This window comes from Flavobacterium sp. (assembly GCF_013823965.1).
GTDB lineage: Bacteria > Bacteroidota > Bacteroidia > Flavobacteriales > Flavobacteriaceae > Flavobacterium.
In genome coordinates, this window is record NZ_PNNA01000075.1 from 1 (window position 1) to 24,983 (window position 24,983).

Here is a 24,983-nt window from a genome sequence, read left to right on the forward strand (position 1 = left end):
GGTGACTTTCAAAGGAGATATGAAGGGGTATATGGATTTCCGTGATGTGGTTCACGCTACTCAAGCCCAGATGCTTAAAACATTTGGTGGAGAGAATGTATTCCAAGGAAGAATTATCGAGGTTCACATAGGAACTCTTAATGCGGATCAAGCCTTTACTTTTACGGATTGGACTGCAGAAATGAAAGCAAAAGCATCTATCTGTATTTCTGAAGATTATACTTTGATTGAATCGCTAGAAATGGCCAAAGGTAGAATTCAGATTATGATCGACAAAGGAATGGATAATAAAAATCAAGTACTGAAAGGATTGATTGCTATTGCCGATAAGAGAATCGCCGAGATTATTTCGGGTGAAAAACCAGCCTTAAGACCAGATGCAAATGCTAAGTATTACGCTGAAGTTGTAGTTGATTTGGATCAAATTGCTGAGCCAATGATTGCAGATCCAGACGTAAATAATGCTGATGTTTCTAAACGATATACTCACGATACCATCAGACCTCTTTCTTTCTATGGTGGGGAGAAAAAAGTAGATCTTGGATTTATTGGTTCCTGTATGGTTCACAAAGGAGATATGAAAATCCTTGCGCATATGCTTAAGAATATTGATGAGCAAAATGGTAAAGTAGAGTTCAAAGCACCACTAGTTGTAGCTCCTCCTACTTATAATATTGTTGATGAATTAAAAGCAGAAGGGGATTGGGAAATTTTACAAAAATATTCTGGTTTCGAATTCGATGATAACGTTCCTAAAGCTGCGGCACGAACTTCTTATGAAAAAATGCTATATCTAGAGCGTCCAGGTTGTAACCTTTGTATGGGTAACCAAGAAAAAGCAGCCAAAGGAGATACGGTTATGGCAACATCTACGCGTCTTTTCCAAGGAAGAGTCGTGGAAGATACTGAGGGTAAAAAAGGAGAATCATTACTTTCTTCTACACCGGTTGTAGTTTTGTCAACAATCTTGGGTAGAACTCCAACAATTGAAGAATATGTAGCAGCAGTGGATGGTATCAACTTGACCAAGTTTGCGCCTTCTCACAAACAGTTAGTAAAATAACAACTATTAGTTAATCATAAGTTAAAAGCCTGAGTCACTAGATTCAGGCTTTTTTTTTGCTCAATTTTTTTGTAACTTGTGATGTTCAAAAATGAATTACAAATCCAAATAACATAAATCTTATGGCATTTGATATTGAAATGATTGAAAAAGTGTATGCCAATATGACGAGTCGTGTTGATGCAGCACGAAAAATTGTCGGTCGTCCTCTTACGTTGACAGAGAAAATTTTGTACAATCACCTTTGGGAAGGGCAGCCTACCCAGACATTTAAAAGAGGTGTTGATTATGTAGATTTTGCACCAGACCGAGTAGCTTGTCAAGATGCGACGGCACAGATGGCTTTGTTGCAATTCATGCACGCTGGAAAGAAAACAGTAGCTGTTCCAACAACAGTTCACTGCGATCACTTAATTTTAGCTAAAAATGGAGCTGAATTTGATTTAGCTGCAGCCAATACACAATCCAAAGAAGTTTTTGATTTCCTTTCTTCCGTTTCCAATAAATATGGAATTGGTTTCTGGAAACCGGGTTCGGGAATTATTCACCAAATCGTTTTAGAAAACTATGCTTTTCCCGGAGGTTTGATGATTGGAACCGATTCTCATACCGTAAACGCTGGTGGATTGGGAATGTTGGCCATCGGTGTTGGTGGTGCCGATGCTGTGGATGTAATGTCAGGAATGTCTTGGGAATTGAAATTTCCAAAATTGATAGGCGTAAAATTGACCGGAAAATTATCAGGCTGGACTGCACCAAAAGACGTAATTCTTAAAGTAGCCGATATTCTTACCGTAAAAGGAGGAACGGGAGCTATTGTGGAATATTTTGGTGAAGGCGCAACTTCAATGTCTTGTACCGGAAAAGGAACTATTTGTAATATGGGTGCCGAAATTGGAGCGACTACTTCTACCTTTGGTTATGACGAGTCAATGAGAAGGTATCTTTCTGCTACTGGTCGTCAAGACGTGGTGGATGCCGCCGACAAAGTGGCTTCTTACTTAACCGCCGACCCAGAAGTCTATGCCGATCCAGAACAATATTTTGACCAACTTATCGAAATCAATCTTTCGGAATTGGAGCCACACATCAATGGCCCTTTTACTCCAGACCGAGGAACTCCGGTTTCACAAATGAAAGCGGAAGCTGCCGCAAATGGATGGCCAATTAAAGTAGAATGGGGATTAATCGGTTCTTGTACCAATTCTTCTTATGAAGATATGGCTCGTGCCGTGTCCATTGTGAACCAGGCTGTTGAACACGGAATTACCCCTAAAGCGGAATTCGGAATTAATCCAGGTTCGGAACAAATTAGATATACCATCGAAAGAGACGGAATGATTGCTGCTTTCGAAAAAATGGGAACCAAGGTGTTTACCAATGCTTGTGGGCCTTGCATCGGACAATGGGACAGGGCAGGAGCTGACAAGCAAGAAAAAAATACGATTGTCCACTCCTTCAACCGTAACTTCTCCAAACGTGCCGATGGTAACCCAAACACGCACGCATTTGTAACTTCACCGGAAATGGTGGCTGCATTGGCCATTTCAGGTCGTTTGGATTTCAATCCTTTGACGGATACTTTGATTAACGATAATGGAGAAGAAGTAAAATTGACCGCACCTTATGGTGATGAATTGCCGAAAAAAGGTTTTGCCGTGGAAGATGCAGGTTTTCAGGCACCGGCCGAAGATGGAAGCGGAATTGAAGTAGTGGTTGCTCCAACATCGGATCGATTGCAACTTTTGGCGCCATTCCCTGCTTGGGACGGGAAAAATATCACGGGAGCCAAATTATTAATCAAAGCTTTCGGGAAATGTACTACGGATCATATTTCCATGGCGGGACCTTGGTTGCGTTTTCGTGGTCATTTGGACAATATTTCTAACAATATGTTGATTGGAGCAGTGAATGCTTATAACCAAAAAACAAATTCGATTAAAAACCAATTGACCGGGGAATACGATGCCGTTCCTGCTGTAGCTCGTGCATACAAAACAGCAGGAATTCCTTCAATTGTTGTGGGTGATCACAATTATGGAGAAGGTTCTTCTCGTGAACATGCGGCGATGGAACCTCGTTTCTTAGGTGTGAAAGCAGTTTTGGTAAAATCATTTGCTCGTATTCACGAAACCAATTTGAAAAAACAAGGAATGTTGGGTCTTACATTTGCCAATGAAGCAGATTACGACAAAATTCAGGAAGATGACACGATTAACTTCGTGGACTTAGTTGATTTTGCTCCCGGAAAACCATTGACATTAGAATTCGTTCACGCCGATGGTTCCAAGGACGTCATTTTGGCCAACCATACTTACAACGAAGGGCAAATAGGTTGGTTCGTTGCAGGTTCGGCATTGAACTTGATTGCTGCCGGAAAAGCCTAAACTGTTTTGTTTTTTTATACGCAAAACTCCCGAAGTAATTTGGGAGTTTTTTTGTTTAAAAAGGAGATTTATAAAAATTTGGACCTGTTTGGTTTTGTGTTTTCAAATTCATTGATGTCAATGCTGTATAGATTAGCAGAAGGAAATTTAGAATAATAATTCTCGATATAACCACCAAGCAAGTACAATATGTTGTCCGAAAAATAAAGTTTTGAGGCTTTCATTGGCAGACTGATTAGGTATTCCTTTAGTTGTTTTGTGTTCGTGTTGTAAGTAAAAATTTTTTCGTTTTCAAAAAAGTATATGATGCCATTATTTGTTGCAATTGCGGGATTGCTTGTCCCGTAAAATAATTCGCCTTCCGTGTTCCATTTTTCGGTAAGTAAATCAAAACTTTCCAAGGTAGACAATGGTTTGGTGTTAAAACCTCCAATCAAATAAATTTTGTCTTGAATTAATACGCCATTGGTCTCCTTAGCTGTGGGCATAGCCGCTAATTCATACCAATAGCCAGAATTTATGTCATAGGAATGAACTTTATTAGAGTATTCTTTTTTTCCTTCTTCATTCATTTTTACAGAGCCTCCCATAATGATGATGTTGCCGTTGTGTGTAAACGAAGCCGATTCAGAAGCTTGATGCGGATTGGTGTTGTCGATAGTTATGGTTTGGTTTTTTATGTCAAAAACTTCAATTTTATCGTCCAGATATTCAAATATTCCATTTGCAGAAACTCTTTTTCCGCCTAACACATAAATTTTATTGTTATGTTCGTTCAGATTATGATAGGCTCTTTTCCTGAATTTTAATTTAGATGTTTCCCATAGGTTAGCTTTTATGTCATAAATCAAGAGATTGCCTTTGTAAGATTGCCCAGAAAATTGAAAGCTGAGTTCTCTAAGATAATCCTCCATTGTAGGGTCGATTTTCTCATATTGCACTTTTTTCCAGGCATCAGTCGAGAAAGAAGCGTCACCTCCAATAACATAGATTTTATTGTCTTTTAGAATTGAACCAAAAGAGGAAAGCACATATTTTGACGGGGCTAATTTTGTAAAAGCAATTTTTGACTTTAACGGTTTGGTTCCAGAAAGGATAACGCCTTCCAAGGATTCTATTTTTTCATCAAGAAAAATCGAAAATTCATTTTTTTGTAATTCGGGCAAGCTAATTGTTTTTGCTGTATATCCAATGTGTGAAAAATTGATAGAATCAGTTTCTTGGAGTCTTGTAGGAAGGCTTAGTTTGAATTTGCCTTTTTCATCAGTTAAAGTGCTCGCGTTAACTCGTTTTAGGGTAATATTGACATTTTCGATGGGTTGATTATTTTTTTTATCCATTACAACGCCTTTTATATTTTGTGCGAATGAAAATAATGGAGTGAGAAATAAAATGAATAATGTTTTTTTCAAAAGAGATTTCATTAAAGGGTGTTGAAAGATTAAAATTACTATTATTTCTTTTAGTAAAGCTGTTTAATTCGACTAATTTTCGGTCAGAATTTTGTTAAATTGTGGATAAAGAGTCGTTTAAAAATTGTGAATTTTATATTAATTGATTAAATTTGCTTTAAATAATACTTTTTCAGTGCAATTTGTCGTTAAAGTAAAAAGAATTATCAATTTTCGGAATAATTTAAGTTGTTTTGTTAACAAGTAAATTGGTTGATAAAGTGTGAATTTTAAATAGTGTTTATGAAGTATTTTAGTTGTGTGGTTCTGTTTCTTTTTTTAAATAGTTTGAGTGTTTTTTCGCAAGAGAAATTTACACGTCACACTGTTTCAAAGGGCGAAACAATCAGCGAAATTGCACAGCATTACAATATAAAACCTGCTGCAATTTATGAACTAAATCCAGACGCAAGGAATGGAATAAAATTTAAAACAGTTTTGTTGATTCCAACAAAAGCCAAAAAAAATACACTTTCAACTTCCAAGATTGCAAGTGATTTTCCTGAAATTACCCACGAAGTTTTGGCTAAAGAAACCCTTTATGGTATTGCAAAACAACACAATATCACTATTGAAGACCTCTATAAAATCAATCCAAACCTAGAAAAAGAAGGATTAAAAAAAGGTCAAATAATTAAAATTCCTCAAACTACTTTAGATAATTTGGCCATAAACACGACACCTGAAAAGCCAGTTGAAGTGCAAAAAGCATTTGTTTTGGAAAAAAATGTTCCAAAGAAGGAAGTACCTGTTTTGCCAATAGCCGAGGATAAAAAAGAAGTTTTAACTGAAGGAATTACTCATGAAGTTTTGCCAAAAGAAAGCCTTTATTCTATTGCCAAGCAATATAAAATTACACTGGCCAATTTGCAAAAAGCCAATCCAACATTAGGAGGAAAAGGATTGAATGTGGGTCAAAAAATTATTGTTCCAGTAAAAGAGGAACATCCGAGTTTGGCACTTGAGAAGAAAGAGATTAAAACGCAAAATGAACCGAAACCGGATAATCATCAGGAGGAACAAGCGAAGCAAATCGCGAATTTACCACTAGCTGTTGTAGAAAATAAAACTTTGGAAACAGAAATCACCCACGAAGTTTTACCAAAAGAAACCAAGTACGGAATTGCCAAGGAATATGGTCTCACCATAGCCGAACTAGAAAAGCAAAATCCTAATATTGCAAAAAAATTATTGGTTGGTTCCCTACTCAAAATTCGCAGTTCGAAAGTAATGGAAACCAAGTCTGTAGCTGTTGAGTTGGTTGAGGCAAAAGAAACATCGGAAAACAAGGATTCCGTTGCCAATGCCAATAGAAGTTTCGATGCCGCATTTGTTGATCAATTGATTTTGAAAGCTTCCGAGAATATAGGCACTCGATACCGCTCAGGAGGAACCACAAAAGAAGGTTTTGATTGTTCCGGATTGATGTGTTATACTTTTAGTAGTTATGATATTAAGTTGCCAAGATCGTCCATTGAAATGGCTTCCTACGGTTCAAAAATTGATACGGAAAATGCTCAAAAAGGAGATTTGATTTTCTTTAAAACCAACGGAAGAAGACAAATCAATCATGTAGGAATGGTGGTCGAAGTGCTTGATGGCGAAATTAAATTTATTCATTCCTCGAATCATGGCGGCGTGATTATTTCGTCTACCAAAGAATCTTATTACCAAAGAAATTTGGCCCAAGTTAATCGCGTATTGTAAGCGATTACTTTTAAATTGCATATTAAACTCTCAAGGTGACTTGGGAGTTTTTTTATTTGGAGTAACGAAATTTTGTACATCGAAAAAACACATTAACTATTAGTTATTATTTTTATATCCATAAAGCTTCGTTATTCATCTCTGCCATTTGGAAATATTAAAAATTAGTGAAAATCATTAATTTTTTTGTGATTTTAAATCAATATTCGGCTATTTCCAAAAAAAGTATATCTTTAGCCAACCAAAAAGACCAAAAAAATCAAAAAACCAAAACAATATGCAAGACCACAACCAAGACCATTTTAAAAGAGAACTAGGATTACTGGACGGAACGATGCTTGTCGTGGGTTCGATGATAGGTTCGGGAATATTTATTGTAAGTTCTGATATCGCCAGACAGGTGGGTTCCGCCGGATGGCTAACCTTGATTTGGTTACTTTCTGGATTAATCACGATGATTGCCGCCGTGAGTTATGGCGAGTTGAGTGCGATGTTTCCCAAAGCGGGAGGACAATACGTTTATCTCAAAGAAGCTTACAACAAACTCGTTGCTTTTCTTTACGGTTGGAGTTTCTTTGCCGTGATTCAAACCGGAACGATTGCTGCGGTGGGAGTAGGTTTTTCTAAATTTGCGGCTTATTTGGTTCCGCCTTTGAGTGATGAAAATATTCTTTATGAAATTGGAGCTTTCAAACTCAATGCCGCCCAAATTGTTTCTATTATCACAATTGTTCTTTTAACTTACGTAAATAGTCGTGGCGTGAAAAACAGTAAAATAATGCAGACCGTTTTGACGATTATCAAGATTTTGTCTTTATTTGGCTTGATTGTTTTTGGGTTTCTTCTAGCTGCGAAAGCCGATGTTTGGAATGCCAATTGGGCCGATGCTTGGAGTACTCGTTCCTTTAATGCGGAAACAGGTTCTTGGATGCCAATTGGAGGAACAGCTTTAATTACTGGAATTTCTGCAGCGATGGTGGGTTCTTTGTTTTCTAGCGATGCTTGGGTTGGAGTGACTTTTATTGCTGGCGAAATTAAAAATCCAAAGCGAAATGTAGGATTGAGTTTGTTTCTTGGAACTTTTATCGTGACCATTATTTATGTCTTGACCAATTTGATGTATCTCGCCGTGATTCCTTTGGATGAAATTGCAACTGCAAAATCCGATAGAGTGGCAGTGGTGGCATCACAATATACTTTTGGAGATATGGGAACGATTATTATAGCGCTAATGATCATGATTTCCACTTTCGCCTGTAACAATGGTTTGATTATGGCAGGTGCCAGAGTCTATTACACGATGGCAAAAGATGGTTTGTTTCTCAAAAAAGCTGCAGAATTGAATGATGCCAGTGTTCCGGCTTGGGCTTTATGGGTACAATGTATTTGGGCTTCGGCTTTGTGTCTCACTGGAAAATATGGTGATTTATTGGATTTTGTAATTATCATAGTGTTGATATTTTATATTTTGACTATCTACGGAATATTTATTCTTCGCAAGAAAATGCCTAATGTAGAAAGACCTTATAAAGCTTTTGGTTATCCTTTTCTGCCGTTTTTGTATATCATCATTGCCTCGGCAATTTGCGTTTCCTTGTTGTTGACTAAATTCTCGACTTGTGGTTGGGGTGTTTTGATTATGTTGACAGGAATTCCGATATATTATTTGACGAAACCAAAAGAGTAATTAGTTGTGAAAGAAAAGTAACCGGTTTTCAATGATTGGTACAATGAAATAGACTGTTTTTGTTGCAATTTTATAACTGTAAAAAATCCGCCCCGTTAATAATAGGGCGGATTTCCTATTGTGTTGAAAAATGTTTTTAGCTTAATTTTTAAAAATGCAAATGGTTTTCAATTACCAATTTGTCAATTGAAGAGCAAATCATCCCATATTTTTGGGTCAAGATTTACAGCCATTCTTTCGGCTGTGTTTTCTCCATTTCTGACAATTGTTTTTCCATCTGGTTTTGAAAGCAGGAATGAGCCACATAAAGAGGGGTCTAAAAATATGTTTTTTCTCAAGAAACCATCCTCGTCACTGAAGAAATATTCAGTTTCACTGTTTGAATTTTGTAATACTATTTCTTTTTCATAAAAGACTAAATAGGCCAGATTTGGATTTCGAGTCTCAACAATTTTTTTCCATCTATCAGTATGTGTTTTCCGAATTTTAATTTTTGATTTTGTCCATTTGTTCGAGGAATTACTTCCGCAAAAGTCATCTTTGTAGTGGAATTCAATTAATAGTATAGTATTTTCAGAAAGATTTTTGTTAGTAATCTTGTTGATGTATTTTAACAGTAATGGATGATTTATAGTGTATAAGTTTAATTTGCGATGTGCCGTTTTTGCTACCATTCCTGAATCTTTTGCGATATAATCCCATCGTGCAAATTCAAAGTCCGTAGTTCTCCATTTCTCTAAAAAAAGTGCTTCAGGTAGTGATTTTCCGTTTTCGTCAATCCAATATTTAGGTTTATTTTTGGATTGACTATAACTGGAATAATGTAATAGAATAAAAAGTACAGTTGCGAAATATTGTAATTTCATAAGTTTGGTTTTAATGTTTTCCCTTGTTTATAAAAATACTACATAAAAATAAAACGGGATGATTATTAGCTTAAAATTAAAAAAAATCCGTTTCAAATTAATGAAACGGATTTTCTATTTTAACTAATTTTTTTTACAAAACCGTTTCTACTTCGTTAAACGGTAATCCCCAAGCATCGGCCACGCCTCTGTAGACAATTTTACCATTGGCAACGTTAAGACCTTTTTTTAATTCTTCATTTTCGGCACAAGCTTTTTTCCATCCTTTGTTTGCTAATTGCAAAGCATAAGGTAAAGTGGCATTCGTCAAGGCTAAGGTAGAAGTATAAGGAACTGCTCCAGGCATATTGGCCACGCAATAATGAACAATATCGTCAATGATAAAGGTTGGGTTTTCGTGTGTTGTTGGTTCGCAAGTTTCGATACATCCACCTTGGTCAACGGCAACGTCAACTAAAACGGTTCCAGGAGCCATCAATTTCAACATGTCTCGAGTAATCAAATGTGGTGCTTTTGCACCAGGAATTAACACGGCACCGATAACCAAATCAGCTTCGGCGATTGCTTCTAGAATGTTGTAATGGTTGGACATAACGGTAGTCACGTTTGCCGGCATGGTGTCTGACAAATAACGCAAACGAGGCAAACTCAAATCCATAATCACGACTCTTGCACCAAGACCTGCAGCCATTTTTGCTGCTTGTGTACCAACAATTCCACCACCCAAAACTAAAACTTTTGCTGGAGGAACTCCGGGAACACCTCCTAAAAGAATTCCTTTTCCTTTTAGTGGTTTTTCTAAATATTTTGCGCCTTCCTGAATCGCCATACGACCTGCCACTTCTGACATTGGTACTAATAAAGGCAAGCTGCGATCTGTTTTTTCAACAGTTTCATAGGCTAGACAAACCGCTCCGCGTTCTATCATCGCGTGTGTTAATGGCTCAGAAGAAGCGAAGTGGAAATAGGTAAATAGTAATTGATCTTTTTTGATAAGTGGATATTCGGAAGCGATAGGTTCTTTTACTTTCACAATCATTTCGGCAATGTTGTACACTTCCTCTATTGTTGACAATAATTCGGCTCCAGCAGCTTTGTAGGCTTCATCGGTAAAACCACTGTTTTCTCCAGCACCCATTTGAACATACACAGGATGTCCTTGTTTTTTGAATTCGGCCACACCTGCAGGTGTAAGGGCTACACGATTTTCGTTGTTTTTGATTTCTTTTGGAATTCCAATTATCATTTGCTATGAATTTAATGGTTAGAGAATATTTATATAAAAGTAATAAATAAGAAAATAAAAGTGGTATAGCGCTATAAATTAAGAAAATATTATATTATTTTATTATTTTTACAAAAAATATTTCTGAATTCGGTCTTTTTTATATTTCTAAAACGAAAAATAAACTGTGACTAAAAGCAGCATTTATTCATTTAATTCTTTTAAGTCATGATCCTCGACGAAACAGACAAAAAAATATTGCGACTTCTTCAAGAAGATGCTCATTTGACATTGAAGGATATTGCCGGGAAAATAAATCTTTCGCTGACACCGGTGCACGATCGCGTTAAACGATTGGAAAAAGAAGGCATCATCGAGAAATATGTTTCGATTTTGAACAAAAAGAAATTGGGAATGAACCTTACCGTGTATTGTCAAGTCACGCTTGTGAAACAAACGCACGATATTTCGGAGGGATTCAATCAATCGATTTTAAATATGCCTGAAGTGGTGGAATGTAATTTTGTGTCCGGAACTTTCGATTATATGCTCAAAGTTATTTTGCCTGATATGGAAAGTTACCATCATTTTCACCAAAAAAAATTATCGGTCTTGCCCGAGGTTTCCTTGATTAATAGCTTTTTCATTATCTCGGAAGTTAAAAGTACTACCGTTTTGCTCATTTAAAGAAATAAAAAAACCGTCTCGATTTAACGAAACGGATTTCCTGGTTGAATTATAATTGGTTAATGTATACGATTTAGTAGTAAGTAAAACGTCTTACTTTAGCTATATATTTGGCCAATCGGATGACTTGGTGGCTGTAGCCAAATTCATTGTCATACCAAATATACAAAACGATATTTTTGCCGTCTTTTGAAACGATTGTGGCGTTACTGTCATAAATTGCCGGAGCCGAAGTGCCAACAATGTCTGAAGAAACCAACTCGTTGTTCAGAGAATATTTAATTTGTTCTACCAATTCACCTTCCAAAGCATATTTTTTCATAATGCCATTTAGGTCTGCAATCGAAGTTGTTTTGGCCACTTCCAAACTTAAAACCACCAAGGAACCATTGGGAACCGGCACCCGAATTGCATTGGAAGTTAATTTTCCTTCCAGCGAAGGAACTGCTTTGGAGACAGCTGTTCCGGCTCCAGTTTCGGTAATGACCATATTCAAGGCGGCAGCTCTACCACGACGGTATTTTTTATGCATATTGTCTACCAAATTCTGGTCATTGGTATAGGCATGAATGGTTTCTAAATGTCCTTTTACAACGCCCAAAGTGTCTTCCACCACTTTTAAAATGGGGGCAATGGCATTGGTAGTGCAAGATGCAGCGGAAAAAATATTCGTTTCATCAGGATTGTAATCGTTTTGGTTTACTCCATAAACAATATTGGGAACACCTTTTCCCGGTGCGGTAAGCAAAACTTTATCTACTCCTTTGGAAGTTAAATGTCTTGCCAATGCCTCTTGGGTCGTGAAAGCTCCCGTGTTGTCAATCACTAATGCATTGTCAATATTATATTGGGTGTAATCAATTTCTTCAGGACTGTTTGCGCTGATGACATGAACGGTTGTGCCATTTATAATCAAGGTCTTGTTTTCAGCATCGGCGATTACGGAACCCATAAAATCTCCGTGAATGGAATCATGACGCAACAAAGAAGCTCTTTTTTCTAATGTGACTGCGTCGTTTTTGTCTCGGGTGACAATAGCTCTCAATCGCAACTGGTTTCCTTTGCCAGTTTTTGAAGCCAATTCTCTGGCAAGTAATCTTCCAATTCTTCCAAAACCATAAAGCACAACATCTTTTGGTTGAATTTCTTCGGTTTTTTTGGCATCAATTAATTTGTCAACAACAAATGATTTTGCATTTTGATATTTGCTGTTTTCTAAATTAAATTCATAAGTCAGTTTGCCAATATCCAATTTTGACGGCGGTAAATCCGATGAAAGAATAGCCTTGGCGATTTCTACAGAATCAAAAATAGAAATGGGCTTGCCTACAAATTCGCCGGCATACTCGTGTAAATTGATTATTTCGCTGACATTTTTATCAATTAATTGATTTCTGAACAGTACAATTTCGGTAGATTTATCATACCATAAATCGCTTATAATTTTGATGAATTCTACCCCGGCTTTTCGGATGTCGGTTTGAAATGAAACTTCTTTTTCGTACAAAATGGTGTCGTTCACGTTGAAAATTTTAAAAAATAGAATTTTGCTTTTTTAATTTCGTGCAAAAGTATGATTTTAAAATGTTTCACGAAAACGATTTCGTGATTATTTTTCATAAAAAAAACCATCTTGTTTTTTTGCAAGATGGCTTTTTTTATGAAATGTGGAATATTAGATAATTATTCGAATTATTTCTCCTCTTTTATTAATCATTTCCATCTGGATGCTTTGGTTTTCTGCTTTATTATTCAAAAGCTTGGAAGCCGACTCGATGTCCTTGATTTTTACGTTGTCGATGCTCAAAATTATATTTCCTTTGAGTTCTTCTTCATATTGCTTCAAGTTTTCATTGGTTATGGATTTGATTTTTACACCGCCATCCAAGTGAAATCTGGTTTTTTCTGCCGCCGCAATATTCTCTAATTCTATTCCTTTAAATTCGGTGCTGAAAAACTCGTTTTTGCTCAAAATTACTGGCACAACTTTGTTTTTTCCATCTCTAATGAAGGTAACTTCCACTTTGTCGTTAGGTCTTTTGGTGTTAATGTACCCCGAAAGATCGGCAAAAGTGGCAATATCTTGATTGTCCAGTTTTATGATGATGTCTCCTTTTTGTAACCCAGATTTTTCGGCGCCCGATTTTTTTACGACTTTATTAATGTAAAAACCTTGGGTTTGTGAAACTCCCAATTCTTTTGACGCCAAAGCATTCAATTCGCCTCCTTCAACACCAAGAATTCCTCTCTGCACGTTTCCAAACTCCATTAAATCATCAATTATTTTTCGGGCATTGTTTGAAGGAATGGCAAAGGAATATCCTGCATAACTGCCTGTTGGTGATGAAATCATGGTGTTGATTCCAATTAATTCACCACGAGTATTTACTAATGCGCCGCCACTGTTTCCGGGGTTTACCGCAGCATCCGTTTGGATGAAAGATTGAATTCCGCTGGCATCCAGATTTCTGGCTTTGGCCGAAATAATTCCCGCAGTCACGGTCGAAGTTAAATTATAAGGGTTCCCAACGGCCAAAACCCATTCGCCTATTTTCACCGAATCAGAATTGGCGAAAGCCGTATAAGGCAATTTTTCGTCAGCATTGATTTTTAATAAAGCAATGTCCATTTTCGAGTCGGTTCCAATGAGTTTTGCTGGATAGGATTTCTTGTTGTTCAGCGTGATTTCAATTTCCGATGCATCTTTTATTACGTGATTGTTGGTTACGATATAACCGTCTTCCGAAATGATTACGCCAGAACCTGTTCCTACTTGTTCTTGCAATTGATCGCCTCTGTAACTGTAAAAATATTCCAAAATGGGATTGGAAACACTTTTTCGGGAGACATTTTTTACGTGAACTACCGTATGAATCGTTTTGTCGGCTGCTTCAGTAAAATCAACTGCTTCTGCCGATAAGCCAACGGTTCTTCCATACGAATTTGGAGCAGAAGTTGTAATGGATTTATTTTTCGAAAAAAAGCCATTGTCGTCAAATAACATTTTATAGGAACCCAATGTTACGGCTCCACTCAACAATGACACTAAAAAAAGGCTTGAAAATCGTTTCATGGTTTTATAGTTATTTAAGAATTTACACTGTAAAATTAAAAATTTTACTTCTTCAAAAAAACAGTTTAACGCTCGCTTAACAATCTTTAACGTATCATTAATATTTGTACTTTTGCGGTACTTAATATGATGTTACAATGCAATTAGAATTCTATAAATACCAAGGAACAGGAAACGATTTTGTAATGATTGACAACCGTTCCGGTTTTTTCCCAAAGGAAAATGTACAACTCGTAGCCCGTTTGTGTGACAGACGTTTCGGGATTGGTGCCGACGGACTTATACTTTTGGAAAACGACACCGAAACTGATTTTAAAATGGTTTATTACAATTCCGACGGGAACCAAAGTTCCATGTGTGGCAATGGAGGTCGTTGTTTGGCAGCTTTTGCCAAAGATTTGAACGTGATTAAAGACAGTTGTACTTTTATCGCTACGGATGGTTTGCATCATGCCAGTGTTGCCAGTGACGGCATTGTTTCTTTGCAAATGATTGATGTTGCCAATATAAAAAAAGAAAAAGAGTATACTTTTATGAATACCGGTTCGCCGCATCACGTGCAAATGGTGGAGGATTTGGAACATTATAATGTAAAAGAAAACGGAGCAGCCCTGCGTTACGGCCCATTGTATGGAGCAGCAGGAAGCAACATCAATTTCGTTAAAAAAATAAATGAGGATACTTTCTCGCTTCGCACTTATGAAAGAGGAGTGGAAGATGAAACTTTGGCTTGCGGAACGGGAGCCACAGCGGTTGCCATTGCGATGAATGCCACCGGACAAACCAATGCTTCTTCCGTTAATTTGAATGTTGAAGGTGGAAAACTTGCCGTTTCTTTTGAGAAAATGGGAGAAGTTTTTACCAATGTTTTCCTTATTGGTCCCGCTAAATTTGTTTTTAAAGGACAAATTGAAATTTAAACAAATTCCTAAATCTGAATGATTACACTAAAAGGCGAAAACATATACCTCCGAGCACTTGAACCCAATGATTTGGAGTTTGTGTATGCGATGGAAAACGACCAAAGCATTTGGGAAGTCAGCAATACGCAAACCCCTTACAGCCGGTTTTTGGTGAGACAATATCTTGAAAATGCCCATCAGGATATTTACGAAGCCAAACAATTGCGATTGGCTATTTGTCAGGATGAAGATTTTCCGGCACTTGGATTAATCGATTTGTTTGATTTTGATCCCAAGAATAACAGGGCGGGAGTGGGTATCGTGATTCAAGGGGCAGAAAACAGAAAACTGAATATTGGTTCCGAAGCTTTGGAACTCTTGATTCGATATTCTTTTTATCATTTGAATCTGCATCAATTATATGCAAATATTGCCACAGAAAATGCAGCTAGTATAGCTCTTTTTACTAAATTTGGATTTCAAAAAATTGGCACAAAAAAAGATTGGACTCTAGTCAACGGAGTTTATAAAGACGAGGCCGTTTTTCAACTAATAAATCATCAACTTTAAAATTTTAGTTTTGAATTTAAAAAAAATCATAACAATAGCATCTGTCGTTCTAATATCGGGATTACTGATTTATGGAGGGATTGTGGCCAATCAAATTTTTTCTAAAAACACCAAATTTTCAGAAAGCGAACTCTACATTTATGTACCAACAGGTTCAACTTATGATGAGGTCAAGAAAATAATTGAACCTTTTGTGGAGAACATGAACCGTTTTGAAATGGTGGCAAACAAAAGAAGTTATCCTGAAAACGTAAAGCCGGGACGATTTTTATTCACCAAAGGGATGAATAGTTATGATTTGGTCAAAGCTTTACGCAGCAATGTTCCCGTGAAACTGGCTTTCAACAATCAAGAGCGATTGGAGAATTTTGCCGGTCGTGTGAGTTCGCAAATCGAGCCAGATAGCTTGTTGTTGTTGAATACCTTTAAGGATTCTATTTTCTTGAAAGAAAATGGTTTTACCGACGAGAATGTTTTTGTGATGTTTATTCCCAACACTTACGAGGTATATTGGAATATTTCAGCCGAAAAATTCCGTGATAAAATGATCAAGGAATACCGCAATTTCTGGAACAAGGAACGAACAGAAAAAGCCGCAAAGCAAGGATTGACTCCAATTGAAGCTACCATTTTGGCTTCGATCGTACACAAAGAATCCGTTAAAAAAGACGAAAGACCAAGAATTGCCGGCGTTTATTTGAATAGAATGAAACAAGGAATGCCTCTTCAAGCTGATCCTACCGTGATTTATGCCATTAAAAAGAAAGACAATGATTTTGATCAAGTAATCAAAAGGGTTTTTTACAACGATTTGTTTTTGAACTCGCCTTACAATACTTACAAAGTGATTGGTCTTCCTCCCGGACCAATTGCGATGCCCGACATAACGGCTTTGGACGCGGTTTTGAATCCTGAAAAGCACACCTTTATTTATTTTTGTGCCAGTGTGGATCGTTTTGGTTATCATGAATTTGCCTCTTCATTGGAAGAGCATAATAAAAATGCCAAAAAATATTCCGATTGGATTAACAGTCAAGGCGTAACAAGATAATTTTGAGCTTTAAAAGACAATGTGTTTTTTTGTTTTTCTTCGTGTTCCAAAGTATTTTGGCGCAAAATTCATTCGATAATTTCTTCAAACCATCCGATTCTTTAAACAAGAAAAGGCAGAATTCAGTATTTATTACCGAGGCAGTTTTGGCTTCTGGAGCATTTATTGGCCTGAACCAGCTTTGGTACGCCGATTATCCCAGATCCAATTTCCATTTGATAAACGATAATTCCCAGTGGATGCAAATGGATAAAGTGGGACATCTTTATTCTTCCTACCATATTGGACGATTGGGTGCAGAAGCACTGAATTGGGGTGGTGCCAATCAAAATAAGCAATTAATTTATGGATCCAGTTTGGGATTTGTATTCTTGACAGCTGTTGAGGTTCTTGACGGATTTTCTGAAGAATGGGGAGCGTCGATGGGAGATGTTGCCGCCAATGCTTCAGGAACGGCTTTGTTTGTCTCTCAGGAATTGATTTGGAAGGAGCAACGGATTATTCCAAAATTCTCTTTTCACACGACTCAATATCCAAACTACAGACCCGATTTGTTGGGAAGTTCCATTCAGGAACAAATGCTAAAAGATTACAACGGACAAACGTATTGGTTTTCGGTCAATTTGCATTCTTTTGCCAAAAAATCAAAAATTCCGAAATGGTTGAATGTAGCTTTGGGTTATGGAGCCGAAGGAATGATTGGCGAAAATGGCGAACAAAATGCGCTTATTTTTCCTATAAAAAAAGAAAAATACAGACAATTTTACCTAAGTTTGGATTTAAATTTGACAAAAATCAACACAAAATCACACTTTTTGAAGACGATTTTTTCGGTTTTAAATGCGGTCAAAATCCCTGCCCCAACCCTTGAATACTCGCCTCAGCGCGGATTCAAGTTTTATGCCTTGTATTTTTAGATATTTTTAACTACTTGATAATCAGCGTTATTATTTTTTATTGTATATTTGCATTGTAGAAATTTCAAAGGGTGACAGCGTTTGAAGAAAAACAATTTATGATAAAGAAATGGTCTTTTTATACGAGTTTGACTATTATTATAGTCTTTTTAAGCTCGGGTTTTAAACCTTTTGATGTAGATGCCAACCTCTGGTTTCTTGTGAATGATTCTGATGCGACACATTACTTGTATCCATCCCAAAAACAAACTGATTATACTCATTTAAGTGTTCCTTATACAGGAAAATTTTTCATTGGTTACAAAGAAGCCATTGCATTCAAAGAATCTCAGGGGAAATACAAAAAAATCAATTCCTTGGGTTATATGGGGAAATACCAGTTTGGCAAAGAAACGCTAAAAACTGTTGGAATTCACGATAGTGGCCGTTTTTTGAATAGTCCCGGAATGCAAGAAAGGGCTTTTGTGGCTCTTTTAGCCAAAAACAAATCCGAATTAAAAGATATTATAGAAAAATATGAAGGCCAAATTATCAGTGGTATTCATATAACCGAGTCTGGAATATTGGCTGCTGCTCATCTGGGTGGCGTAGGTTCTGTAAAAAAGTTTTTCAGGAACAAGGGAAGTCGCTATTACAGGGATGCTTATGGAACTTCGATACGAAGTTATATGAGAGACTTTGGAGGTTATGAAACTTCTGGAATTGTGGCAGACAGTAATGCAAATGTGAATTAAAAGCGTCTTTTTCTTAAAATATAAAGGCTGTCTAAATTAATTTTAGACAGCCTTTTTAATTCTGAATGCTCTTTATTAAAGTCCTTTGACAATTTCACCGTCAGGTCGAACCACTAATTTACGGATATCGTCATTTTTTTTAATTTTGACATTATACTGTTTTTTTACGATATCACCATCTGTTTGAGTATAAAGGAATTTATCATTTACGATGGTCCATTCAGGAAAATTTTTATAAATGGAATAAATCACTTGACTCGGTAGGATTACGTTTTTGTAATTTTCCACCACACGAATTAATTTCCCTTTTTCATTATAGGTTGCGGCCAAGGTTCCTTTTTTTGTTTCCATGGTCAATAAAAATTCTTCGTTGCCTTGATAATTTTTTCCAAGGTCATACGCTATAAATTTTTCTTCAAGTCTCTTTACATTTTGGTCTGGATTTTCGTCAGGTACATAAACAGAAAAATCTGCTCCAGCTCTTTTAATTACAATTTCGGGTAAATTTATTATATCCATTTTTCCTTCCTCTTTTTCATTTTTCTTTTGAGAATAGGAGGAACCGACAAAGCCCAAAAACAATAAAACGACAATAAATGTTTTCATGATATTTTATTTTTAAATTAATAATGTTTTGAATAATTCAATGTTTCATTTTTTGGGGCTGTCTTTTTTTTTGTATTTAATTACTTGTAAGCCAATATCTTAAATAAAGAAATTGATTTTATTGACATAAAGTTAGGTATTTATTTTACAGTTTACAGTTAATTTATTCCATAAAAAATGTTAATGTTTTTTTCGTTATTGCTTGTTTTTAACACGAATTAGAATCTGAAATTGTAAAGGGGGGAAGTTTCTTAATTTAACCAAAAACCAGTTTTATTGTGCTGAAGTTTTTCCTATTGGAGTTAAAGAAAAACGCGAGTGCTTTTTTTGTAGCAAAGTTAGTCAAGCCAGAAATTGTGGTAAATGACTTTAAAAAACTAATTGTTGGTTATTCGATTAAATTAAAAATTATTTTAATTTAATAATGTATTGGTTTACATTTTGTGGATGATAAAAATGGCAGGACGGTTGTGTAAGTCGATCTTGATTTTTTTCCAATCTGATGCTCTCATTGTCTTGATAAACTCCGTTGGCAATGTGATGTCTGCGGCAACACACAGATAGGTTGAAGGGTTTAATGCTTGTACAATATCCTCTAGCATTTTGTTGTTTCTGAATGGAGTTTCAATAAATATTTGGGATTGATTTTTGTCTTGGGACAGTTTTTCCAAATTTTTTATGGTACTTCTTTTTTCTGACTTATCAATAGGAATGTAACCATTAAAAGCAAAACTTTGGCCGTTCATTCCAGATGCCATAATCGCCAATAAAATAGAAGATGGGCCAACCAATGGAACCACTTGAATCCCTTTTTCGTGTGCCAATTTTACGATGACAGCGCCAGGATCTGCTACTCCAGGGCAACCTGCTTCGCTCATTAATCCAACGTTTTTCCCTTCTAAGCAAGGTTGCAACATTTTGGCGTGTTCAGAAACGTCGGTGTATTTATTTAATGCACTTAACCGGAGTGTGGCTTGAACTTTTTCTGGCTGAATACTTTTTATAAATTTTCGAGCCGTTTTTTCGTTTTCTACAATGTAATCATCAAGGAGTTCAACGGCTCTTTTTATGGTTTGGGGTAACACATCCATTGGGTCACCATCTCCTAAAGTCGTTGGAATTAAATATAGTTTTCCTAGATGGGTGTTTGGTTTCATTTGTTTTACTTTAGTATTCTTAGTTTTGTAAAATTGAATGTCTTGGAATTTGATGCAATTTGTACGATTAGAATAAAGACGTTAAGTGTGTTTTGCAATTAGTTTTTCGGCAATTATGGTACAAGCTTCGTCAAGCATTTTATAAACAGCATCAAATCCGTTTGCCACGCCATAATAAGGATCGGGAACATCTACATTTTCATTGGGAAATAATTCATTGAGAATGAGTTGTACTTTGTTCTTTTGTTCTTGATTTTTGGAAAGTTCCATAACATCATTATAATTGGAATTGTCCATGACATAGATGTAGTCAAAAAAGTCAAAATCACTAGTCGTGAATTGTCTTCCTTTTTGCCGCGAAATATCTAGTTTGTTTTTTTTTGCAACAGCAATGGAACGTTTGTCTGGAAAATGGCCAACGTGCCAAGAACCAGTTCCTGCAGAATCTACCGTGAATTTATCCTTTGGAAGTTTTGATGCCAATATTCCTTCGGCTAATGGTGACCGACAAATATTGCCTAAACAAACCATTAAAATCTTTACGGACATAAAGCGTTTATAACGTTAATTTTTTATTGATATCTTCGACGAATTTTTTGAATTGTTTGTCTGTGGCAACTAGATTATCAACTGTTTTACAAGCATGTAGCACTGTGGCATGATCGCGATCGCCTATTTGGGAACCGATGTTTGCCAAGGATGCTTTGGTGAATTTTTTGGCAAAAAACATGGCTAATTGACGCGCTTGAACAATATGTCTTTTTCTAGTTTTGGATTGCAGCGTTTCTAAATCCAATTGGAAATAATCGGATACAATTTTTTGGATGTAATCGATAGAAATTTCTCTTTTTACATTTTTGACGAATTTCTCGACAACATTTTTGGCCAATTCAATTGTCACCTCTTTTTTGTTGAAAGATGATTGCGCTATCAAGGAAATAATGGCGCCTTCGAGTTCTCTGACATTCGATTTGATATTCCGGGCAACATATTCTATGATTTCTTCAGGAATTTCGACTCCATCACGGTACAAAATATTTTTTAGGATGGAGATTCTGGTTTCATAATCGGGTTGGTGCAATTCTGCAGATAATCCCCATTTGAAACGAGACAACAATCGTTGTTCGATGTCTTGCATGTCAACTGGTGCCTTGTCCGAAGTCAAGATTACCTGTTTGCCGTTTTGATGTAAATAATTGAAGATGTGGAAAAACACGTCTTGAGTTCCTGATTTTCCAGAAAGAAATTGAACATCGTCAATAATTAACACATCTATCAATTGATAGAAATGTATAAAATCATTTCGGTTGTTTTTCTTTACGGAATCAATATATTGTTGGGTAAAAATTTCGGCAGAGATGTATAAAACCGTTTTTTCGGGATATTTATCTTTGATTTCCACTCCAATAGCGTGCGCCAAATGGGTTTTTCCAAGACCAACACCGCCAAAAATCAACAAAGGATTAAATGAAGTTCCACCAGGTTTATTGGCTACGGCCATACCTGCAGAACGGGCTAATCTATTGGAATCTCCTTCAAGAAAATTGTCGAAACTGTAATTTGGATTCAGCTGTGATTCGATTTTTAAATTTCGAATACCAGGAATCACAAATGGATTTCTTAATTCTGGATTAAGGTTCTTGTATGGAGCATCGACATCTTGTGGTTTCATGGGCACACGATTCGCACTTGGCAATTGTTCCGTAAACGGTTGTTTGTTGCCATAAGTGTTTTCCATTTTAATTTTATAGAGTAACTTTGCATTTTTCCCGAGTTCTTTGGTTAATGCTACTTTTAATAATTTAACATAGTGCTCTTCAAGCCATTCGTAAAAAAATTTACTAGGCACTTGAATGTATAATGCATTATCGGTAAGTTCAACTGATTTAATAGGTTCAAACCAAGTTTTATATGCTTGGTCTGCGATATTGTCTTTAATAAAACATAGGCAGTTTTCCCATACTGATTGTGCAGTCTTGTTCATAAATTTGGTTAAATTATTTCGTTTGGTAATTGTTTTCTACTAAAAAATACTGTTGATTTGGTATCGTTTTTCGGGGTAACAAATATGTGAATAAATATCTCTAAAAAAAAATTATTTAGATGTAATTTTTATAAAATATTATTGTATGAGACTTTTAAAATTTTAATTTTTTAATAAATAATTAATGGAATATCATCAAATTCAAATCCGTGTTCGTTACTCGGAAACAGATCAAATGAGGGTTGTTTATCACGGTAATTATGCTCAATATTTTGAAATAGGAAGGGTCGAATGGCTTAGAAACAAAGGAATCTCTTATAAATGGATGGAGGAAAACGGAATTATGCTTCCCGTGGTTTCCTTGACAATGAATTATAAAAAACCAGCCCATTATGACGAGTTGTTGACTTTAAAAACAATTTTAAAAAACAAGACGTCCGTCAAGATAGAATTTGACTATGAACTCTATAATGAAAGCGAAGAGTTATTAACAACTGGCAACTCAATTTTGGTTTTTGTGGACATGAAAACAGGAAGACCTGTTGCTCCGCCACAATATATTTCAGCCATTTTAGAAAGAAAGGAATAACGTCAACTATTCTTTGCGAAAATATGAAAAAACGTCGCTTTATTTGAGATTATTTCAGAGTCGGTTTTATGGTTATTTCAAACATGGAATTAAAAATGTCGAATATCATTTCGGCATTTTTTTTTCGGGTAATAATTTCGATTTCGCAACTCATTTCCATTTTTTGACTTACAATTTCTATGTTTTTTTCCTTAATCACGCGCATCACTTTATTGATGTTCTTGTAATCAAACGAAACCAAATAATGAATGTCAATGGTTTTTTCAATTATTTCTGAAGATTCCAATGTCATTTGGGCTGCGGTTTTATAAGCCGTAATCAATCCTCCCACGCCCAATTTTACTCCGCCAAAAATCCGAACTATCACGATTAAAACATTGGTAACGCCAAAAGACTGAATTTGTCCGTAAATGGGCATTCCTGCAGTATTGCTTGGTTCGCCATCATCATTTGCCCTGTGAACCAAGGTTTCCGTTCCAATTTGATAGGCATAACAATAATGAACCGCATGTGGATGTTGTTTTCGCAAACCATCAATTATGGGTTTGACTTCGGCTTCTGATTGAATGGGAAAGGCATAGCCGAAAAACTTGCTGCTTTTTTCTTTCAATAAAATCTCTTCCGATGGAAAGGCGATGGTTTTGTAAGTGTCTTTAGATTCCAAAAACGGGATGATTTAAAGTATTTCTTTTTCAAATAGGTTAATCACGTCTTCCTGGTCTACTTGCAAATTCCAAACATGAAATCCCAAAGAAAGTGCGGCATCGGTATTTTCTTTTTTGTCATCAACGAATAAAGTGTTTTTCACGGACAACTCGTGTTTTTGTATGAGATAATTAAAAATTTCGGCATCTGGTTTTCTCATTCCTATTTCAAAGGAGAAATAGACTTTTTCGAAACATTGGTAAAAATCACTGTAAAATGAAATTCCGGTTTCTTGCTCGAAAGTTTCGATGTGAATAGCATCTGTGTTGCTCAATAAAAATAAGCGGTATTTTTTGGAAAGCTTTTGCAGAAATTCCAATCTATACAAAGGAAAATCTAAAAGAATGGCGTTCCAAGCTTCAAGAATTTCTACAAAAGAAGCATTCGGAACGTGTTTTTGAATGCCGAGAAGGAAATCTTCTTGCTGGATTTCTCCTTTTTCAAACTGCAAATTCAATTGGTTCAAATCTTCGTTCCATTGTTTTAGTCCCAGTTTTTTTAGCCCTTCAATGGTTGCTTGTTTGTCTAAATTGATAAAAATATCTCCAAAATCAAAAATAATTGTAGTAATCATTATTTCTATAAATTATAAGTGCATCGTTTTCAATAGTCTGTTTTTCAATGTTTTTAAAAGCTGTAATTGGCGCTTTTATTCCGTTTTCGAAGCAGTTATTTCCAATGAATATTCGTGCTTCATCCCAAAGATTTTCGTTAATGAAAGTCTGTAAGGTCTGCTGACCACCTTCAATAATAACCGATTGAATTTGGTGTTTATAAAGTATTTGCACTATTTGTTGCGCTATATTTTCCCCAAAATCAATTCCCTCAAAGTTACTACTTTCTTTAGGATTAGAAGCTGCCGATTTCGAAAAAACAATAGTTTTTGTTTGATTGTTAAAGACATGACTGTCTTTTGGAATGCGATTATTTTGGTCTAAAACAATTCTGATGGGATTGTTTCCCGTCCAATCTCTCACGTCCAATTTTGGATTGTCGTCAATAACGGTTTGGGTTCCCACAAGAATAGCTTGTTCTTCGCTTCGCCATTTATGCACTAATTGTCGCGAAAATTCATTAGTTATCCAAACTGGTTTTTGCTCTGATTTGGTCAAAGGTGCAATAAAACCGTCTTGGCTTTCTGCCCATTTCAAAATAATGTAAGGTCTTTTCTTTTCATGGAAAGTAAAAAAGCGTTTGTTCAACTCGTTACATTCCTTTTCGAGAATCCCGAAAGTTACATTTATGCCTGCTTCGATTAATTTTTTGATGCCGTTTCCAGCTACTTTTATGTTTGGATCAACGGTTCCGATGACTACATTTGGAATTCCATTTTTGATAATCAAATCACAACAAGGCGGCGTTTTTCCAAAATGACTGCAAGGTTCCAAACTCACGTAAATAGTTGATTTTTTTAACAAAGACTTGTCTTTGACGGAATTCACGGCATTGACTTCGGCGTGAGGTTCTCCCGATTTTTTATGCCAGCCTTCGCCAATAATTTTGCCTTCGTGTACAATAACGCTCCCCACCAATGGATTAGGATAAGTTGTTCCCAAACCATTTTTGGCCAATTCAATGCAGCGACGGATGTATTTTTCATATATTTTCACAAATACAAAAGT

The 24,983-nt window shown here is 36.1% G+C and carries 23 protein-coding genes; 11 read left to right on the top strand and 12 right to left on the bottom strand.

Annotation, left to right across the window (positions count from 1 at the left end):
- On the top strand, nt 1-1,063 hold a 1,063-nt coding region (locus tag C0430_RS08745; protein WP_290868310.1), incomplete at its 5' end, for an aconitase family protein.
- Between the two features lie 122 nt (nt 1,064-1,185).
- Nucleotides 1,186-3,450, top strand: a complete 2,265-nt coding sequence (locus C0430_RS08750) for an aconitate hydratase (protein ID WP_290868312.1) — start codon at nt 1,186-1,188, stop codon at nt 3,448-3,450.
- A 68-nt stretch (nt 3,451-3,518) separates the two neighbouring features.
- Here C0430_RS08750 and C0430_RS08755 read toward each other — a convergent pair whose 3' ends face one another.
- A complete protein-coding gene (locus tag C0430_RS08755) occupies nt 3,519-4,874 on the bottom strand; it encodes a carboxypeptidase-like regulatory domain-containing protein (protein WP_290868314.1) in 1,356 nt (451 codons plus the stop codon).
- Nucleotides 4,875-5,144: 270 nt separating this feature from the next.
- On the opposite strand from C0430_RS08755, the gene C0430_RS08760 reads away from it, so the two are divergent.
- Nucleotides 5,145-6,608 carry a peptidoglycan endopeptidase gene (locus C0430_RS08760; RefSeq protein WP_290868317.1) on the top strand — a complete coding sequence of 488 codons (1,464 nt, stop codon included), beginning with the start codon at nt 5,145-5,147 and terminating at the stop codon, nt 6,606-6,608.
- A 277-nt stretch (nt 6,609-6,885) separates the two neighbouring features.
- Nucleotides 6,886-8,295 (top strand): amino acid permease, encoded by a 1,410-nt coding sequence (locus tag C0430_RS08765; RefSeq protein ID WP_290868320.1) that lies wholly within the window; start codon nt 6,886-6,888, stop codon nt 8,293-8,295.
- A 182-nt stretch (nt 8,296-8,477) separates the two neighbouring features.
- Here the strand turns inward: C0430_RS08765 and C0430_RS08770 are convergent, their stop codons facing one another.
- Nucleotides 8,478-9,161, bottom strand: a complete 684-nt coding sequence (locus C0430_RS08770; protein WP_290868323.1) for a hypothetical protein — start codon at nt 9,159-9,161, stop codon at nt 8,478-8,480.
- A gap of 133 nt (nt 9,162-9,294) precedes the next feature.
- Nucleotides 9,295-10,407, bottom strand: a complete 1,113-nt coding sequence (gene ald, locus C0430_RS08775) for an alanine dehydrogenase (protein ID WP_290868326.1) — start codon at nt 10,405-10,407, stop codon at nt 9,295-9,297.
- Nucleotides 10,408-10,614: 207 nt separating this feature from the next.
- On the opposite strand from ald, the gene C0430_RS08780 reads away from it, so the two are divergent.
- Nucleotides 10,615-11,073 carry an Lrp/AsnC family transcriptional regulator gene (locus tag C0430_RS08780; protein WP_290868329.1) on the top strand — a complete coding sequence of 153 codons (459 nt, stop codon included), beginning with the start codon at nt 10,615-10,617 and terminating at the stop codon, nt 11,071-11,073.
- Between the two features lie 73 nt (nt 11,074-11,146).
- Here the strand turns inward: C0430_RS08780 and C0430_RS08785 are convergent, their stop codons facing one another.
- Both C0430_RS08785 and C0430_RS08790 read right to left on the bottom strand, forming a co-directional pair.
- On the bottom strand, nt 11,147-12,595 hold the full coding sequence (locus tag C0430_RS08785; protein ID WP_290868332.1) for a glyceraldehyde-3-phosphate dehydrogenase: 1,449 nt from the start codon (nt 12,593-12,595) through the stop codon (nt 11,147-11,149).
- A gap of 153 nt (nt 12,596-12,748) precedes the next feature.
- Nucleotides 12,749-14,146 carry a trypsin-like peptidase domain-containing protein gene (locus C0430_RS08790; protein ID WP_290868335.1) on the bottom strand — a complete coding sequence of 466 codons (1,398 nt, stop codon included), beginning with the start codon at nt 14,144-14,146 and terminating at the stop codon, nt 12,749-12,751.
- Between the two features lie 137 nt (nt 14,147-14,283).
- Between C0430_RS08790 and dapF the strand changes: the two genes are divergently transcribed.
- The 5 genes from dapF (at nt 14,284) to C0430_RS08815 (ending at nt 18,320) form a co-directional block, all read left to right on the top strand.
- Nucleotides 14,284-15,066, top strand: coding sequence for a diaminopimelate epimerase (gene dapF / locus C0430_RS08795; RefSeq protein WP_290868338.1), 783 nt, complete (start codon nt 14,284-14,286; stop codon nt 15,064-15,066).
- A gap of 18 nt (nt 15,067-15,084) precedes the next feature.
- The gene (locus tag C0430_RS08800) at nt 15,085-15,618 is read left to right on the top strand and encodes a GNAT family protein (RefSeq protein WP_290868341.1); all 534 of its coding nucleotides are present in this window, start codon (nt 15,085-15,087) and stop codon (nt 15,616-15,618) included.
- A gap of 10 nt (nt 15,619-15,628) precedes the next feature.
- Nucleotides 15,629-16,669: an endolytic transglycosylase MltG gene (mltG, locus tag C0430_RS08805; protein WP_290868344.1), complete on the top strand. Its 1,041-nt coding sequence runs from the start codon at nt 15,629-15,631 to the stop codon at nt 16,667-16,669.
- Nucleotides 16,670-16,671: 2 nt separating this feature from the next.
- Nucleotides 16,672-17,586 (top strand): DUF2279 domain-containing protein, encoded by a 915-nt coding sequence (locus C0430_RS08810; protein WP_290868347.1) that lies wholly within the window; start codon nt 16,672-16,674, stop codon nt 17,584-17,586.
- Nucleotides 17,587-17,684: 98 nt separating this feature from the next.
- Nucleotides 17,685-18,320, top strand: a complete 636-nt coding sequence (locus C0430_RS08815; protein WP_290868350.1) for a peptidoglycan-binding protein LysM — start codon at nt 17,685-17,687, stop codon at nt 18,318-18,320.
- 75 nt (nt 18,321-18,395) lie between these two features.
- Here C0430_RS08815 and C0430_RS08820 read toward each other — a convergent pair whose 3' ends face one another.
- From C0430_RS08820 to dnaA, 4 genes are all read right to left on the bottom strand, one after another.
- Nucleotides 18,396-18,926: a hypothetical protein gene (locus C0430_RS08820; RefSeq protein ID WP_290868353.1), complete on the bottom strand. Its 531-nt coding sequence runs from the start codon at nt 18,924-18,926 to the stop codon at nt 18,396-18,398.
- Nucleotides 18,927-19,360: 434 nt separating this feature from the next.
- Entirely contained in the window at nt 19,361-20,083 is a 723-nt protein-coding gene (locus C0430_RS08825; RefSeq protein ID WP_290868356.1) for an SAM-dependent methyltransferase, read from the bottom strand.
- Between the two features lie 81 nt (nt 20,084-20,164).
- The gene (locus C0430_RS08830; RefSeq protein WP_290868359.1) at nt 20,165-20,632 is read right to left on the bottom strand and encodes a low molecular weight protein-tyrosine-phosphatase; all 468 of its coding nucleotides are present in this window, start codon (nt 20,630-20,632) and stop codon (nt 20,165-20,167) included.
- Nucleotides 20,633-20,639: 7 nt separating this feature from the next.
- Nucleotides 20,640-22,067 (bottom strand): chromosomal replication initiator protein DnaA, encoded by a 1,428-nt coding sequence (dnaA, locus tag C0430_RS08835; RefSeq protein WP_290868362.1) that lies wholly within the window; start codon nt 22,065-22,067, stop codon nt 20,640-20,642.
- Nucleotides 22,068-22,251: 184 nt separating this feature from the next.
- Here dnaA and C0430_RS08840 point away from each other — a divergent pair, with 184 nt between their 5' ends.
- Entirely contained in the window at nt 22,252-22,656 is a 405-nt protein-coding gene (locus C0430_RS08840) for a thioesterase family protein (RefSeq protein WP_290868365.1), read from the top strand.
- Between the two features lie 49 nt (nt 22,657-22,705).
- On the opposite strand, the gene C0430_RS08845 is transcribed toward C0430_RS08840, so the two are convergent.
- From C0430_RS08845 to ribD, 3 genes are read right to left on the bottom strand one after another with little or no spacing between them, the layout of a single operon-like run.
- On the bottom strand, nt 22,706-23,320 hold the full coding sequence (locus tag C0430_RS08845) for a YigZ family protein (protein WP_290868367.1): 615 nt from the start codon (nt 23,318-23,320) through the stop codon (nt 22,706-22,708).
- Between the two features lie 12 nt (nt 23,321-23,332).
- Nucleotides 23,333-23,935, bottom strand: coding sequence for an HAD family phosphatase (locus tag C0430_RS08850; protein WP_290868370.1), 603 nt, complete (start codon nt 23,933-23,935; stop codon nt 23,333-23,335).
- A complete protein-coding gene (ribD, locus tag C0430_RS08855) occupies nt 23,913-24,971 on the bottom strand; it encodes a bifunctional diaminohydroxyphosphoribosylaminopyrimidine deaminase/5-amino-6-(5-phosphoribosylamino)uracil reductase RibD (protein ID WP_290868372.1) in 1,059 nt (352 codons plus the stop codon). Before ribD ends, C0430_RS08850 begins: the two co-directional genes overlap by 23 nt.
- Nucleotides 24,972-24,983 lie beyond the last annotated feature (12 nt).